General features: G+C 70.3%; 12 protein-coding genes. 7 read left to right on the forward strand and 5 right to left on the reverse strand.

Translation table 11 applies throughout. From position 1 onward, the window contains the following. Together ABE438_RS09460 and ABE438_RS09465 are read left to right on the forward strand one after the other, a co-directional pair. Positions 1–478: DNA translocase FtsK (locus ABE438_RS09460; protein ID WP_346502358.1), on the forward strand; the 478-nt coding region annotated here is incomplete at its 5' end. A gap of 81 nt (positions 479–559) precedes the next feature. Beyond that, complete coding sequence (locus ABE438_RS09465) at positions 560–2,023, forward strand: amidase family protein (RefSeq protein WP_346502359.1); 1,464 nt, start codon at positions 560–562, stop codon at positions 2,021–2,023. Between the two features lie 3 nt (positions 2,024–2,026). Here the strand turns inward: ABE438_RS09465 and ABE438_RS09470 are convergent, their stop codons facing one another. Then, the gene (locus ABE438_RS09470) at positions 2,027–2,551 is read right to left on the reverse strand and encodes an RING finger protein (RefSeq protein ID WP_346502604.1); all 525 of its coding nucleotides are present in this window, start codon (positions 2,549–2,551) and stop codon (positions 2,027–2,029) included. A 183-nt stretch (positions 2,552–2,734) separates the two neighbouring features. On the opposite strand from ABE438_RS09470, the gene ABE438_RS09475 reads away from it, so the two are divergent. From ABE438_RS09475 to ABE438_RS09485, 3 genes are all read left to right on the forward strand, one after another. Continuing rightward, positions 2,735–4,111, forward strand: coding sequence for an aminotransferase (locus ABE438_RS09475; protein WP_346502360.1), 1,377 nt, complete (start codon positions 2,735–2,737; stop codon positions 4,109–4,111). 207 nt (positions 4,112–4,318) lie between these two features. Continuing rightward, complete coding sequence (locus ABE438_RS09480) at positions 4,319–4,516, forward strand: hypothetical protein (RefSeq protein ID WP_346502361.1); 198 nt, start codon at positions 4,319–4,321, stop codon at positions 4,514–4,516. A gap of 30 nt (positions 4,517–4,546) precedes the next feature. Beyond that, on the forward strand, positions 4,547–5,440 hold the full coding sequence (locus tag ABE438_RS09485) for a metallophosphoesterase (RefSeq protein ID WP_346502362.1): 894 nt from the start codon (positions 4,547–4,549) through the stop codon (positions 5,438–5,440). Positions 5,441–5,514: 74 nt separating this feature from the next. On the opposite strand, the gene ABE438_RS09490 is transcribed toward ABE438_RS09485, so the two are convergent. Beyond that, a complete protein-coding gene (locus tag ABE438_RS09490; protein WP_346502363.1) occupies positions 5,515–6,111 on the reverse strand; it encodes a L,D-transpeptidase in 597 nt (198 codons plus the stop codon). A 241-nt stretch (positions 6,112–6,352) separates the two neighbouring features. On the opposite strand from ABE438_RS09490, the gene ABE438_RS09495 reads away from it, so the two are divergent. Beyond that, a complete protein-coding gene (locus ABE438_RS09495; RefSeq protein ID WP_346502364.1) occupies positions 6,353–7,282 on the forward strand; it encodes a histone deacetylase family protein in 930 nt (309 codons plus the stop codon). A 70-nt stretch (positions 7,283–7,352) separates the two neighbouring features. Here ABE438_RS09495 and ribB read toward each other — a convergent pair whose 3' ends face one another. Together ribB and aroC are read right to left on the reverse strand one after the other, a co-directional pair. Further along, positions 7,353–8,633, reverse strand: coding sequence for a 3,4-dihydroxy-2-butanone-4-phosphate synthase (gene ribB, locus ABE438_RS09500; RefSeq protein WP_346502365.1), 1,281 nt, complete (start codon positions 8,631–8,633; stop codon positions 7,353–7,355). Positions 8,634–8,750: 117 nt separating this feature from the next. Continuing rightward, a complete protein-coding gene (gene aroC, locus ABE438_RS09505; RefSeq protein ID WP_346502366.1) occupies positions 8,751–9,869 on the reverse strand; it encodes a chorismate synthase in 1,119 nt (372 codons plus the stop codon). Positions 9,870–10,259: 390 nt separating this feature from the next. Between aroC and ABE438_RS09510 the strand changes: the two genes are divergently transcribed. Further along, entirely contained in the window at positions 10,260–11,078 is an 819-nt protein-coding gene (locus tag ABE438_RS09510) for a pseudouridine synthase (protein WP_346502367.1), read from the forward strand. A gap of 63 nt (positions 11,079–11,141) precedes the next feature. On the opposite strand, the gene ABE438_RS09515 is transcribed toward ABE438_RS09510, so the two are convergent. Next, positions 11,142–15,155 (reverse strand): Pls/PosA family non-ribosomal peptide synthetase, encoded by a 4,014-nt coding sequence (locus ABE438_RS09515; RefSeq protein ID WP_346502368.1) that lies wholly within the window; start codon positions 15,153–15,155, stop codon positions 11,142–11,144. Positions 15,156–15,313 lie beyond the last annotated feature (158 nt).

Genomic DNA, 15,313 nt, shown 5'->3' on the forward strand with positions numbered 1-15,313 from the left:
CAAGATCGACAGCCGCACCATCCTGGGCGAGATGGGCGCCGAGCAGCTGCTCGGCCAGGGCGACATGCTCTACATGGCCGGCGGCGGGCGCATCACCCGCGTGCACGGGCCGTTCGTCTCCGACGCCGAGGTCGAGAAGGTGGTGGCCCATCTCAAGACGCAAGGCCGGCCGGACTATCTCGAGGCGGTCACCGCCGAGGAGGATGAGGGCGGCGAGGCGGAGGACGGCGCGGTGTTCGACAAGAGCGCCATGGGCCAGGCCGACAGCGACGATCCCTACGAGCAGGCCGTCGCGGTGGTCCTGCGCGACCGCAAGGCCTCGACCTCCTACATCCAGCGCCGCCTCCAGATCGGCTACAACCGCGCCGCCTCGATCATGGAGCGCATGGAGACCGAGGGCATCGTCGGACCCGCCAACCACGCCGGCAAACGCGAAATCCTCGTCGAGGCCGGGGCGCCGCGCGAGGACCAGGACTGATCGGGAGCCGGCGGGGCTGGCGTTTCGGAGCCGGATGGGCATGCTCGTCAGGTTCCGCCCGCCCAGCCTATGGACGACCGCATGGCCCCGATCGACCTGACCGCCTCCGCCACCAGCCTGCGTGATGGCCTCGCGGCCCGCCGCTTCAGCGCCCGCGACCTGCTGGAAGCGAGCCTCGCCCGCGTCGATGCGCTCAATCCGGCGCTGAACGCCATCGTCGCCGAGGACCGCAGCGCGGCGCGCGCCGCCGCCGACGAGGCCGACCGCCGCATCGCCGCCGGCAGCGCCCGCCCGCTCGAAGGTCTGCCCGTCACCGTCAAGGACGCCTTCGACGTCGCCGGCCTGCCCTCCTCGGGCGGGCTCCCGGCCTATCGCGAACGCGTACCGGGGGAGGACGCCGCCCCCGTCGCCAGGTTGCGCGCTGCCGGCGCGGTGATCTTCGGCAAGACCATGGTCCCGGTCTTTTCCGGCGACTTCCAGAGCTACAACCCGGCGCATGGCGTCGCCAACAATCCCTGGAACCCGGCCTATTCGCCGGGCGGCTCCTCCGGCGGCGCCGCCTGCGCCGTCGCCACGGGGATGAGCGCTTTCGAACTCGGCTCCGATCTCGGCTCCTCGATCCGCTGGCCGGCCCAGGCCTGCGGCGTCTTCGGGCTCAAGACCAGCTGGGGCCTGGTCTCGACCTGGGGCTCGGTGCCGCCGCCGCCGGAGCGCCGCACCCCGCGCAATGCCGACCTGATGGTGGCCGGGCCGATCGCCCGCTCCGCCGCCGATCTCGACCTGCTCCTGCCGATCCTCGCCGGCCCGCGCAGCGCGAGCCAGCCCGGCCCGGCACTCGCCGCCCCGCGCCGCACCACGCCGGAGGGCCTGCGCGTCGCGGTCTGGCTCGACGAGCCGCGCGCGCCCGTCACCGCGGAGGTCTCGAAGGCGGTGCGCGACGCGGCCCGCCTGCTGGCCGAGGCAGGGGCCACGGTCGACGAGCGCGCCCGGCCGGGCTTCCGCTTCGATGAGGCCTTCGAGGTCTTCGCCCTGCTGAACCATGCCGTCGTCGCCTACGGCCTGCCGCCGAAGGTCCGCGCTCGCATCCAGGCCCAGGCCGCCAACTTCGCCCCCGGCGACCTGTCGCACCAGGCCCTGCAGGCGCGCGGCGCGCGGATGACGCCCGGCCTCTACCAGTCGCTGCAGCAGCGCCGGCTGGCGCTGAAGCGGCAATGGCAGCGCTTCTTCACCTCCCATGACGTGCTGCTCTGCCCGCCGGCACCGGTCGGCGCGCTGAAGCACGACCATCTGCCGGACTTCCACGCGCGCCGCCTCAACATCGACGGCACGCCGCGCCCCTATCTCGACTTCCTGCGCTGGGCGAGCCTGGCGACCGGCACCGACCTGCCGGCGGCGGTCGCGCCGGTCGGGTTGTCGGAAGCCGGCCTGCCGCTCGGCGTGCAGATCATCGCCCCACTCAGCGAGGACCGCACCGCGATCGCTGTCGCCGCCATGCTGGAGCGCCTGGGCGGCGGCTATCGCGTGCCGCCTGCGGTGACGGGGTGAGGGTCACGCCGCGAGCTTGACCACCGTCATGCGCAGGCGGCCGCCGGCCGGCTCCTCGCGCAGCGCCAGACGGTCAGCCGGGCCGATCATGCCGAGCTGGACCTCGTGGTCCGGCAGCAGCGCGGTCGCGAGCCGGTTGACGAAGACGATCACCGGCCGGTTGCCGGCCTGGGCCCAGCGCCGCAATTGCGACTGGTAGGGCTCCTTGCGCCAGGCCTGCGCCGCGCCCGGATCGGCCTGGAGGAAGATCCAGCCAGTGCCGGGGTCCATGGTCAGCACGAAGCGCGCCTTGTCCGGCTTCCACTCCGGGCCGAGGAAGCCCTGCGTCATCCAGAGGCAGAAGAAGGCGCGGCAATGCGCGGGCCGTGTCTCGTGGATGGCGCAGCCGCGTCCCGGCAGGCAGTGCCGGCACCAGCTGCCGGCGACGCTCTCCACCGCCGGCACGTCGTAGACCTTGCAGCACAGCGTGCAGCTGCCGCAGTCGCGCCCCGGCGCCGGCCGGTTCACCATGGAGGCGGGATCGATCATCATGCGTTTCCCGACGGCACGGCGCACCGCGCCCGACGCTCCACGATGCCCAGCCGTTTCGACGAGTTCAAGACTGCGCCCGTCCCGCGCCGCGCTCAGGGCGCCTGCGCGCTAAAGTCGCTCAGCAGGCGGGGCCGGCGCAGGCTATGGTCGGGCGACCAAGCCTCTCAAGCGGAGCCCCCAATGCTCACCAATCTCGCCGTTCGCGACATCGAGACCCTGATCCACCCCTATACCAACCTCGCCACCCATCGCGAGGTCGGCCCGCTGGTGCTCGAGCGCGGCAAGGGCGTGTTCGTCTACGACGTCGCCGGCAAGGACTATATCGAGGGCATGGCCGGCCTGTGGTGCACCTCGCTCGGCTATTCCAACGACGAGCTCTGCGACGTCGCCTACGAGCAGATGAAGAAGCTGCCCTTCACCCATATCTTCTCCGGCCGCAGCCATGATCCGGCGATCGAGCTGGCCGAGAAGCTGAAGGAGATCGCGCCGATCCCGATCTCGAAGGTGTTCTACGGCTCCGCCGGCTCCGACGCGAACGACACCCAGGTCAAGCTGGTCTGGTACATGAACAACGCGCTCGGCCGGCCGCAGAAGAAGAAGATCATCTCGCGGATCAAGGGCTATCACGGCGTCACCGTCGCCTCGGCCTCGCTGACCGGCCTGCCGGCGAACCACACCGATTTCGACCTGCCGATCGCCGGCATCCTCCACACCGCCTGCCCCTATCACTACCGTTTCGCCGAGGCCGGCGAGACCGAGCTCGCCTTCTCGGCCCGCCTCGCCGCCGAGCTCGACGCGCTGATCCAGCGCGAGGGGCCGGACACGGTCGCCGCCTTCATCGCAGAGCCGGTGATGGGCGCCGGCGGCGCGATCACCCCGCCGGAAGGCTATTTCGAGGCGATCAACGCCGTCCTCGCCAAATACGACATCCTGTTCATCGCCGACGAGGTCATTACCGGCTTCGGGCGCACCGGCGAGATGTTCGGCACCACCACCTACGGGCTGAACGCCGACACGCTCTCCTGCGCCAAGGCGCTGACCTCGGCCTATTTCCCGCTCTCGGCGGTGCTGGTGAACGAGCCGGTCTACGAGGTGCTGGTCGACCAGAGCCGCAAGATCGGTACCTTCGGCCACGGCAACACCTATGCCGGGCATCCGGTCGGCTGCGCCATCGCGGTTAAGACGCTGGAGATCTACCAGCGCGACCGCATCGTCGAGCGCGTCCGCCAGGTCTCGCCGCGCTTCCTCGCCCGCCTGACCAAGCTGATGGAGCACCCGCTCGTCGGCGAGGCGCGCGGCGTCGGCCTGATCGGCGGCCTCGAGCTGGTGGCCGACAAGGCGACCAAGCAGGCCTTCGACGCCAAGAAGGCGGTGGCGGCCAAGTCGGTGCACTTCGCTCAGGAGGAAGGCGTCATCCTGCGCGCCATGGGCGGCGACCGCGTCGCCTTCTGCCCGCCGCTGATCATCTCCGAGGCGGAGATCGACGAGATGTTCGACCGCTATGAGCGCGCGCTCGCCAAGACCCTGGACTGGGTCAAGGCCGAGGGGCTGATCTGAGCCCGGCCGGCAGAGGGGAACGGTTCGGTGGCGGTTTTGCGGGGAGCCCTCGCGAAATCGCCACAGAGCTTGCCAAGGCCCCGTCATGGCGACGAAATCGTCATGAGAATTCCTTGATGCCGCCGCCGGCAGGACCCGATCGGCTGCGACATTGCTCCTCGCCGGCAGCCAGGAACTGCCGGCGCCCCCGAACCGGAACCGAGTATCATGTTCCCCAGCCAGCAGCGTCAGACCCCGCATCGCCACGCCAGCTTCCACGACGCCAGCGCACGCGAGGCCTATGCAGCCCGTTTTCGCCCGATCGCGATTCCCGCGGTCGCCGCGGGAACCCGTTTCAGCGCTCAGGCGTTGGTCAAGCAGCACAGGGACGTTCCGGCGATCCTGCGCCATGGTTCGGAAGATTGACGAGACCCGGACCTCCTATCGAGACCCTCCATGCTTGACCGGCGAAGAGTCCTAACGGCTCTCGCCGGTCTTTTTCTGTCCGCCTTCAGCGCGGGCGGTTATGGCTACGCCATCGAGGCGACGCGTCAGGAGGTGACGCGCTACCGGCTGCGGCCGGCGAACTGGCCTGCCGGCCGGTCGCTGCGGCTAGCGGTGATCTCCGACCTGCATATCGGCGGGCCGCATGTCCCACTTTCACGCGTCACCGAGATCGTCGCCCAGACCAACAGCCTCGCACCCGACCTCGTGCTGCTGCTCGGCGACTTCATCGCCAGCCGCGACAAGCATCCCGACGATCCGCGCCCGCAGGACTGGGCGGCCGAACTGGCGCGGCTGACGGCCCGCGACGGCGTCTATGCTGTGCTCGGCAATCACGACTGGTGGCATGACGAGCGCGCCCAGCGCGAGCGCCGCGGGCCGACCGAGGTCGCGCTGGTGCTCGAGGCTGCCGGCATTCCCGTGCTGGAGAACCAGGTGCGCCGGCTCGAGACCGCGGCCGGGCCGCTCTGGCTCGCCGGTCTCGGCGACCAGCTCGCCGTCCTGCACCCGCCCCGCGGCACGCGGCGCGGCATCGACGATCTCGCCGGCACGCTCGCCCAGGTCGCGGATGACGGCGCCCCGCTGATCCTGATGGCGCATGAGCCGGATGTGTTCGCACGCGTGCCCTCGCGCGTCTCGCTGACGCTCTCGGGCCACACCCATGCCGGGCAGGTCAGGCTGTTCGGATGGTCGCCGCTGGTGCCGTCGCATTTCGGCAACCGCTACGCCTACGGCCATGTCCGGGAAGACGGGCGCGACCTGATCGTTTCGGCCGGGATCGGCACGAGCAAGCTGCCGATCAGACTCGGCGCGCCGCCGGAGATCGTGCTGGTCGAGCTGGGCTGACAGCGCCCCGGCGACGGCCGCCGGGGAAGCGGGCGTCGTGCGGGGCGCTACGACGCGTCAGGCGCGCGTAATCCTCAGCGGACGATGACGCGGCCGCCGGTGGGAGCGCGATTGTAGAGGTCGATCACGTCGATATTGCGCATCCGGATGCAGCCCGACGAGGCCGAGCGGCCGATGGTCTCCGGCTCGTTGGTGCCGTGGATGCGATAGAGCGTGTCTCGGCCGTTCTGGTAGAGATAGAGCGCGCGGGCGCCGAGCGGGTTGTTCGGCCCGCCTTCCATGCCGCCGGCGACCGGCTTCAGATGCGGCCAGCGCGCCACCATCTCGGCCGGCGGCGTCCAGCGCGGCCACTCGGCCTTGCGCTGCATCACCGCCTCGCCGGTCCAGCCATAGGCTTCCTCACCGGTGGCGACGCCGTAGCGGATGGCCTTCTTGTTCGGCAGGACGAAGTAGAGGAACTTCTCCTTGGTATCGACGACGATCGTGCCCGGCGCCTCGCCGGTCGGATCGGTAATCTCATAGGGAAGATGCGTGAGATGGGTCTCGAATTTCGGGACCAGTGCCATGTATTCGGCGTCGCGCGCCGAGACGTTGGGCGCCGCCAGCGACTTGTACTGGCAACCACCGAGCACGGCCGCAAGGCCGACGACGACAAGCAGGGACCGTATCATGACTTGCACCGTAAACGCCCGGGGGATTGGCGTCCGTTATGATGAATGCAACGTTAAGATTCGGTGACCCGCCGTTCGCCCGCCGGATCGGAATCTGCCCGAAGATGTACGGCTCAACCCGGACACAGGCAACGAAGTTCCGGGATTTCGCGGCGAAAACGCTTCTTGTTGCAGCGCAGTGACAATATGGTCACGCTTGACGGAGCGGCATTCGAATGACGCCCATTGCGAGGACTGCGCCTTGACCACCCTGCTGATCAGCCACCCGAGCAGCCTCGAGCACCAGACGCCGGAAGGCCATCCGGAACGGCCCGACCGGATCCGCGCCGTCGAGGCCGCGCTGGAGGACGAGCGCTTCGCCCTGCTCCAGCGGGTCGAGGCGCCGGAGGCCACCCTCGCCCAGGCCGAGCTCTGTCATCCGGCCCACTACGTCGCCGCGATCGCAGCCGCCTCCCCCGCAGAGGGGCTGGTCGGCATCGACGCCGACACCACCATGTCGCCAGGCACGCTCTCGGCTGCGCTGCACGGGGTCGGCGGGGCGATCCATGCCGTCGACGAGGTGATGGCAGGGCGCGCCGCCAACGCCTTCTGCGCCCTGCGCCCGCCCGGGCACCATGCCGAGCGCGAGCGCGCCATGGGCTTCTGCTTCTTCAACAATGCGGCGATCGCGGCCCGCCACGCCCAGCGCGCCCACGGCGCCGGCCGCGTCGCGGTCATCGACTGGGACGTGCATCACGGCAACGGCACCCAGGACATCTTCTGGAACGACCCGAGCGTGCTCTACGCCTCGTTGCACGAGATGCCGCTCTATCCCGGTACGGGCGCGCCGTCCGAGCGCGGCGAGCACGACACCATCGTCAATGTCGCGCTGCGCGCCGGCGACGGCTCCGAGGCGTTCCGCGAGGCCTTCGACATCGCGGTGCTGCCGCGCATCGCCAGCTTCGCACCGGAGCTGATCGTGATCTCGGCCGGGTTCGACGCGCATTGGCGCGACCCGCTCGCCAATCTCAAACTGCGCGAATCGGATTTCGCCTGGGCGACGCGGGCGCTGATGGAACTGGCCGACCGCCATGCCGGCGGCCGCCTCGTCTCCATTCTCGAAGGCGGCTACGACCTCGAGGGCTTGGCCAAGTCGACCGCCGCCCATGTCGGGGCGCTGATGCGGGGCTGAGCCCCGATCGCGCCGCCGCATCGCTGCGACGTGCTGGACGCGCCTCTGCGCAGGGGCGCGTCGGCCGCGCTCACTCCAGCGGCTCGGTCCCGGCGATCTCGATGCCGAAGCCCGACAGGCCGACATAGGCCCGCGTCGAGGAGGCGAGGTTGACGATCGAAGAGATCCCGAGATCGCGCAGGATCTGCGCGCCGAGGCCGACCTCGCGCCATTGCTGGCTGCGCAGCGAATCCGAGCCGTCCTCGACGCTCTTGATCGGCACGCCGGCCGAGCCGTCGCGCAGATAGACCAGCACGCCGCGGCCCTCCTGCTGGAAGCGGCGCAGCGCGCACTGGATCGAGCCGGCACCGCCGAGCACGTCGGCCACGACATTGGCCCGATGCAGCCGCGCCGGCACCTTCTCGCCGTCGCCGACCCGGCCCATCACAAAGGCGAAGTGCTGCGTGTCGTCGAAGGGCGTGACGTAGACATGCCCGGTCATCTCGCCGAACTCGGTGGCGATCGGGAAGGAGTGCACGCGCTCGACCAGCTTCTCGCGGGCCTGGCGATAGGCGATCAGGTCAGCGACCGTGATCTGCTTGAGGCCGTGCTTCTGCGCGAAGGCGGCGATCTGCGCGCCCTTCATCACCGTGCCGTCGTCATTGGCGAGTTCGCAGATCACGCCGACCGGCGGCAGGGCGGCGAGCTTGCAGAGATCGACCGCCGCCTCGGTATGGCCCGAGCGCATCAGCACGCCGCCATCCTTGGCGATCAGCGGGAAGACGTGGCCGGGACGGACGAAATCGCCGGCGCCCATATTGCCGTTGGCGAGCGCGCGCACGGTGTTGCAGCGCTGCTCGGCCGAGATGCCGGTGGTCAGCCCGTGCTTGACGTCGACGGTGACGGTGAAGGCCGTGCCGAGCGGCGCGTCGTTGGAAGGCACCATCGGGTCGAGCCGCAGGCGGCGGGCCTCGTCGCCGGTCAGCGGCGCGCAGACGATGCCGCAGGTGTTGCGGATGATGAAGGCCATCTTCTCCGGTGTGCAGAGCGAGGCGGCGATGATGAGATCGCCCTCGTTCTCGCGGTCGTCATCATCGGTGACGATGACGATCTCGCCACGCGCGAAGGCATCAATGGTCTCGGCGACGTTGCTCATGCTCATGGCGGCCTCGCGCGGGCCCTGCAGGCCCAAAAAATCGTTGGGAGTGACGGCTCCGCCCGTGGCGGCGGCGATGCGCTCGGCGCTCTCGCGCGAGATCCAGACCTCGGGATCGTTGCAGAGCGCCGTGACGCTGGCCGGCGACAGGCCGACGCTGCGCGCAAAAGCGCTGCGGGCGGTGTTGGTCTGCTTGAGCCAGGCGTCGAGCTTCATGGCCGTAAAGCTAATACGCCGGAGCTTCATCCGCAACGAAGAAGGCGCGCGATTTCAGCAATACTGAAATTCATTCTTCGCAACACCACGGCCGGCGCGCGCCGCGCCGGCGCCGCCTCAGCCCGAGAAGGGCCAGCGCGGCTCGCCGCAGCCCTGCTGGCCGCGATGGCGCAGATACTGGTCGGCCAGCACGCAGGCGACCATCGCCTCGCCGACCGGCACTGCGCGGATGCCGACGCAGGGGTCGTGGCGGCCCTTGGTGAACATCTCCGCCTCGCCGCCGGTGCGGGTCACGGTGGCGCGCGGCGTCAGGATCGAGGAGGTCGGCTTCACCGCGAAGCGCGCGACGATCGGCTGGCCGGTCGAGATGCCGCCGAGCACGCCGCCGGCATGGTTGGAGAGGAAGAGCGGGCGGCCGTCATTGCCGGTGCGCATCTCGTCGGCATTGGCCTCGCCCGTCAGTTCGGCCGCGCCGAAGCCGTCGCCGATCTCGACGCCCTTGACCGCGTTGATGCTCATCAGCGCCGCGGCGATCTCGGTGTCGAGCTTGCCGTAGATCGGGGCGCCAAGCCCCGCCGGCACGCCCTCGGCCACGATCTCCAGCACCGCGCCGATCGAGGAGCCTGACTTGCGGATGCCGTCGAGATAGTCGGCGAAGCGCTCGGCCGCCTTGGCGTCCGGGCAGAAGAAGGGATTGCGCGCGACCTCGTCCCAGTCCCAGTTGGCGCGGTCGATGCGGTGCGGCCCCATCTGGACCAGCGCGCCGCGCACCACCATGCCCGGCACGACCTTGCGGGCGATGGCGCCGGCCGCGACGCGCATCGCCGTCTCGCGCGCCGAGGACCGCCCGCCGCCGCGATAGTCGCGGATGCCGTATTTCGCCTCATAGGCGAAGTCGGCATGGCCGGGCCGGTACTTGTCGCGGATCTCGGAATAGTCCTTCGAGCGCTGGTCGACATTGTCGATCAGCAGGCCGATCGGCGTGCCGGTGGTGACCTGCCCGCCGCTGCGCTCGTCGGCGAACACGCCGGAGACGATGCGGACGCTGTCGGGCTCCTGCCGCTGCGTGGTGTAGCGCGACTGGCCCGGCCGGCGCCGGTCGAGCTCGCGCTGGATCTCCGCCTCGGTCAGCGGGATCAGCGAGGGGCAGCCGTCGATGACGCAGCCGATCGCCGGTCCGTGGCTCTCGCCGAAGGTGGTCACGCGGAAGAGATGGCCGAAGGTGTTGTGAGACATGGTCGCCCGGTCGTTGCTCCCACGGCTCATAAGCCGGATCCGCCCGGCGCGAAACCCTGGCGTGCCGCACAGGCGATTGACAGGAGCGCGTGCCGCGCGCTTCTGGGCGCCATGACGGGCAGCAACATCTGCAGCATGAGCTGCGGCATCGCCGCGGCGGCGCGCACCTGGCGCCCCGGGAGCGTCATCATCGCGGGCGGCTAGCCCCGAACCCGCCCGCGCGGCGCGTTCGGGGACGGCCCGGACCGGCCGCGGTGCCACCGGCGCCCGAAGGTTCACCCCGCCGGCTGCACGATGCCGGGCTCGCCCCGAGCCCCGTCGCGGTCCGTAACCGACCACAGGCCCGCTGCTTTGCGACCATCGTCGCGCGCCGGCCCGGACGTCCCTGCCATGACCCGATCCCGTGCGCCCGCCCCGGCGCCCGTCAGCCTCGCGCGTGCCCTTTCGAAGCTCGGCTACTGCTCGCGCACCCAGGCGGAAGCGCTGGTGCTCGCCGGCCGCGTCGCGCTCGACGGCCGCATCGTCCGCAATCCCACCCACCGCATCGCGATGGAGCGCGCCCGCATCGCGGTCGACGGCGAGCCGGTCGGCGCCGGGCAGCGCCTCTATCTCATGCTGAACAAACCGCGCGGCCTCGTCACCACCCGCGACGATCCCGAGGGACGCGAGACGGTCTATGCCTGCCTGGCGGGGCTGGAGCTGCCCTTCGTCGCGCCGGTCGGCCGGCTCGACAAGGCGAGCGAGGGCCTGTTGCTGATGAGCAATGACAGCCGCTGGGCGCAGCACATCCTCGACCCAGCCTCCGGCATCGAGAAGACGTATCACGTCCAGATCGACCGGCTGCCGGACGAGGCCTTCCTGGCGCGGCTGCGGGCGGGCGCGGTCGATGGCGACGAGACGCTGACCACGCGCGCCGCGACGCTTCTGCGCGCGGGCGAGCGCAACGCCTGGATCGAGATGGTGATCGACGAGGGCCGCAACCGCCAGATCCGCCGCATCGTCGAGGCGGCCGGCGCCGGCGTGCTGCGGCTCGTGCGGGTCGGCATCGGCGGCCTCGCCCTCGGCGACCTGCCGAAGGGCGCGGTGCGCCCGCTCACGCCGCAGGAGGTGGCGCTGCCGCTCGCCAACGCGCGCTGCGGCCCGGTCCAGCGCCAGCGGCCCACCCCACGGGCCACGGGAGGCGCGAAGCGGGTTCATCCGGCGGCGTAAAAGCCGCGCCCCGCAGGCGGCCGTCGTCACGGGCGCGGGCCCGCGACGACGAAAGGGCCGGTGTCAGTGGCCGGCGGCGGCGGGCACGGCCGGCGCGCCTTCCCAGCGCGTATTGGCCGGCAGGTTCTCGCCCTTCATGATGACGGTGAGCAGGCCAATCTGCGCATGGTCGCCAACATGGGTGTCGTAGAGCACGGTCGCCCCCGCCCCGACGCAGACGCCGCGGCCGAGATTGACCCGCCCGACCTTCATCACCCGGTCCTCGTAGAGATGGGTCTGCAGCGCCGAATGGGCGTTGATCTGGCAGAAATCGCCGACCTTCACGCAGTCGAACTCGGTGATGTCGGTGGAGTCCATCCAGACCCCCTCGCCGAACTTCGCCCCGAACAGGCGCAGGAACCAGGGCAGGAAGGGCGTGCCGCGCAGGTAGTCGAGCAGCACCTTGCCGCCGAGACCCCAGTAGAGCACCGCGACCGCCTCGGTCCGCATCGCCCACCACGACCACATCGGCTTCATCACCGGCTTGTAGACGCCCATCAGCATCCACTTCATCAGCGCGCAGATCAGCGCCTGCAGCACCGCGATGACCACCGCGCAGGCCATGAAGGCGAGCAGCAGCCCACTCCAGTCGCGATCGAAGATCTTCTGCTGCAGCACCAGGTCGACGGCGAGCGTGCCGAAGGTAATGAACAGCATCGCCGGGAAGGAGGTGTGCAGCGCCTCGAAGACGCCGCGCCCGAACTGCTTGCCGAAGGAGGGCTTGTAGGTCCAGTCTGCCCCGAGATCGACCTTCTGGCGCGTCGGCAGCCGGATCGGCGGCGAGCCGAACCAGGTGTCGCCCGGCTGCATCTCGGCGCTCGCCGGCGGCTTCGACTTGATGCCGATCAGCACGCGGTCGGGAATGACCGTGCCCGGTGGCACCACGGCGTCGTTGCCGACGAAGACCTGGTCGCCCGTGCGGGTCATGTCGAGGCGCATATAGCCGCGGCGCATGTCCTCGTCGCCGAAGATCACCTCGTCGGCGATGAAGTTGCCGGCGCCGATGCCCGTGACGTCGTAGCGGCCGGACAGGTTGGTCGAGATCTCCGAGCCCTTGCCGATACCAGCGCCCATCATCCGGTACCAGAAGCGCATATAGATCGTGGCGAACAGCGAGGAGAGCGTCTCTAGCGTCACCTCGGTCGCCAGCGCCACCGTCCATTTGCGAGCGTAGAAGCCGGAATGGATCGAGTAGGAGCCCGAATTGACCCGCGGCAGGATGATCCAGCGCAGGGCCGCGATCAGGAACACCGTCAGCGAGATCAGCCCGATCGCCGTCGGCCAGGTCAGCAGCGGCAGGTACCAGTGGTAGCTGATCTCCGACCAGCCGGCGATCCAGTTGTCGATATTGTCGAACAGCCAGAAGGCCGGGAAGATCGGCAGCAGGCTGATCGGCGGCAGCAGGATCAGCATCAGCACGTAGAAGGCGGTCATCGCGCTGCGGCGCGCGCCGCCCGCCTGCGCCTGCGGCGGCAGCGTCTCCAGGTCGACCATGCCGATCTTGCGGGCCGGCGAGCCGTCCCAGATCTCGGCCTCGCCGATCGTCTGCCCGGCCGGGATCGCGGTCAGGTCGCCGATCTCGGCATGGTCGGCGACGGTGCAGCCATGGCCGAACACCACCGAGGAGCCGGCATAGACGTCCTTGCCGATGCTGATCCGGCCGATCACCAGATTGGCGCCGATCGCCTCGGCATTGGCGAAGGTGGTCTTGGAGCCCAGCGTCGTGCCGTCGCCGATCTCGATCAGGTCGACAGCGCCGGCCTCGTAGTCGGAGATGATGACGTCGCGGCCGACCTTGGCGCCGAGCAGGCGCCAGTAGACCCGCATCACCGGCGAGCCCTGCAGCCATTTGATGTGGACGAGGCCCGCGACGCGCGAGGCGAACCACCAGCGGAAATAATAGACGCCCCAGAGCGGGTAGACGCCGGGCTTGGTCCGGCCCAGGACCAGCCATTTCAGGCCGATCGAGATGAAGCCGGTGCTGATGGTGATCGCGACATAGATGCCGAGCAGGGCGAAGACCTGCCCCATGGTCGAGAGATCCTCGCCCGAGAGCAGCATGTAGCTGACGAAGATGCCGAGCCACTGCGCCGTCGACAGGCCGATGATGATCGGCAGGACGGCGGCCTGCGCCAGCCCGCAGAGGAAGCGGCGTAGCAGCGGCGGCGGCGTGAAGGACAAATCCTCCGCCTCGCGCACGCCGCGCGAATCCAGCAGCGCTGCCATGCCGCGCAGCGTGCGCGCGCCATAAACGTCCTGCAGCGTGATGCCGGCATAGGCCGGGGTCTCGCGCACGATCGAGATGAAGCGTGCCGCCAGCAGCGAATGCCCGCCGAGATCGACGAAGAAATCCGCCTCGAAGGGCAGCGCCTGGGCGCCGAGCACGCGCTTGGCCGCGGCGAGCAGCGCGGCCTCTGTGTCGTTGCGCGGCGGCTCCTGCTCCCCGCTCGCCGCCGGCGCGGTCAGCGGCGCCGCCTTGAGCATCTTGCGGTCGACCTTGCCGGACACCATGCGCGGCAACGCGCCGATCGGCTCGAAATGCGCCGGGATCATGTAGGGCGGCAGCTTCTCGCGCAGCGAGGCGCGCAGCACGCTGCCCTCGACCGCCACGCCGGGCTCGCCGACGAAGAAGGCCACCAGCCGCTCGATGCCGTCGTCGCTGCGCAGCACCACGGCCGCTTGGCCGATGCCGGCCTCGTCGGAGAGCGCGGTCTCGATCTCGCCGAGCTCGACGCGGAAGCCGCGGATCTTCACCTGGTCGTCGATGCGGCCGTGGAAGACGATGTTGCCGTCGCCATCGATGCTGACCGCGTCGCCCGAGCGGTAGAGCACCGGGTCGTCGCCGGCGCCGCCGAACGGGTTGGCGATGAACTTCTCGGCCGTCAGCTCCGGGCGCAGGTGGTAGCCCTTGGCCACGCCGGGGCCGCCGATCAGCAGCTCGCCCTGCTGGCCGGGCGCCACCGGCTGTAGCGCCTCGTCGACGACATAGGCGGTGTAGTTCGGGATCGGCCGGCCGATCGTCACGGTCCGGCCCGGCTCGACCTCGGCCGCGGTGGCGACCACCGTCGCCTCGGTCGGGCCGTAGGTGTTGAGGATGCGCCGGCCCGGCCGCGACCATTTCTGCACGGTGGCCGGCGGCAGCGCCTCGCCGCCGAGCAGGATCAGCCGGAGCGAGGGCACGTCGGCCGGCAGGATGCCGAGCAGCGTCGGCACCGTGTCGATCACGGTGACGCCGGCCTCGGCCAGGATCGCGGGGAGCTTTTCCGCGTCGCCCATCATCTCGGGCGTGGCGACGAACAGCGTCGCGCCGACGAGATAAGGCGTCCAGATCTCCTCCATCGACAGGTCGAAGGCGACGGAGGCGCCCTGGAAGACCACGTCCTCCGGCGCCATGCCGTAGAGCGCGTTCCCGGCGCGCAGGAAATGGCAGATGTTGCGATGGCTGATGACGATGGCCTTCGGCACGCCCGTCGAGCCGGAGGTGTAGATCAGATAGGCGGGATGGTCCTGCGTCAGCCCAGGAGCCCGCGCCGGCAGCGCCTCGCCGCCCGCGCCGGCGGCCTGCAGCTCGGCAGATGCCCACAGCGTGCGGCCGGTGGCGCTTGCCTTCGGCTTCCAGTCCTCGCGCGTCACCAGCCCCTTGGCGGAAGCGTCGTCGAGGCAGGTCGCGACGCGCTCGACCGGCGCCTCGGCGTCGAAGGGCAGCCAGGCCGCGCCCGAGAGCGTGATCGCGATCTGCGCGACCAGGAGCTCGATGCCGCGCGGCATCCAGAGCCCGACCATGTCGCCCGGCCCGACGCCGGCCTTGACCAGCCCGCGCGCCTGCGCCTGCGCCTGCGCCCAGACCTCGGCATAGCTCGGCCGCTGCGCACCGGAGATCATCGCCGGATGGTCGGGCCGGAGCGCGACGGTGGCGGCGAACAGCTCGGCCAGGACCTCGTCGCGAAGCAGTTCGGGACGCTTCTCTCCCGCCAGCATGACGGAAGACGGTGCGCCGGCAGCGGGCACACCCGCAGTCACTGTGCTCAATTCGTTCATCTTGCCCTGCCGTGGCCCGGAACCCGGGACGCCGTCGCATTCTTGGGCGATGGCGACGTCCTGGCTCGGAAGCCACATTCCATGCCGGGCCACCGCCTCCCCGCGACGTCGCGCCCGCTCGACTCGCGTCCACGTACCCGCAGCCGCGCGGGAAACTT

Source organism: Allobosea sp. TWI1241, assembly GCF_039673065.1.
GTDB lineage: Bacteria > Pseudomonadota > Alphaproteobacteria > Rhizobiales > Beijerinckiaceae > Allobosea.

What these genes read in the sequence shown, in the direction of transcription:
- ABE438_RS09490 (WP_346502363.1), bottom strand. Translation starts at nt 6,111, where the DNA reads ATGATACGGTCCCTGCTTGTCGTCGTCGGCCTTGCGGCCGTGCTCGGT.
- aroC (WP_346502366.1), bottom strand. Translation starts at nt 9,869, where the DNA reads ATGTCTCACAACACCTTCGGCCATCTCTTCCGCGTGACCACCTTCGGC.
- ABE438_RS09510 (WP_346502367.1), top strand. Translation starts at nt 10,260, where the DNA reads ATGACCCGATCCCGTGCGCCCGCCCCGGCGCCCGTCAGCCTCGCGCGT.
- ABE438_RS09480 (WP_346502361.1), top strand. Translation starts at nt 4,319, where the DNA reads ATGTTCCCCAGCCAGCAGCGTCAGACCCCGCATCGCCACGCCAGCTTC.
- ABE438_RS09485 (WP_346502362.1), top strand. Translation starts at nt 4,547, where the DNA reads ATGCTTGACCGGCGAAGAGTCCTAACGGCTCTCGCCGGTCTTTTTCTG.
- ABE438_RS09475 (WP_346502360.1), top strand. Translation starts at nt 2,735, where the DNA reads ATGCTCACCAATCTCGCCGTTCGCGACATCGAGACCCTGATCCACCCC.
- ABE438_RS09470 (WP_346502604.1), bottom strand. Translation starts at nt 2,551, where the DNA reads ATGATCGATCCCGCCTCCATGGTGAACCGGCCGGCGCCGGGGCGCGAC.
- ABE438_RS09515 (WP_346502368.1), bottom strand. Translation starts at nt 15,155, where the DNA reads ATGAACGAATTGAGCACAGTGACTGCGGGTGTGCCCGCTGCCGGCGCA.
- ABE438_RS09465 (WP_346502359.1), top strand. Translation starts at nt 560, where the DNA reads ATGGCCCCGATCGACCTGACCGCCTCCGCCACCAGCCTGCGTGATGGC.
- ribB (WP_346502365.1), bottom strand. Translation starts at nt 8,633, where the DNA reads ATGAAGCTCGACGCCTGGCTCAAGCAGACCAACACCGCCCGCAGCGCT.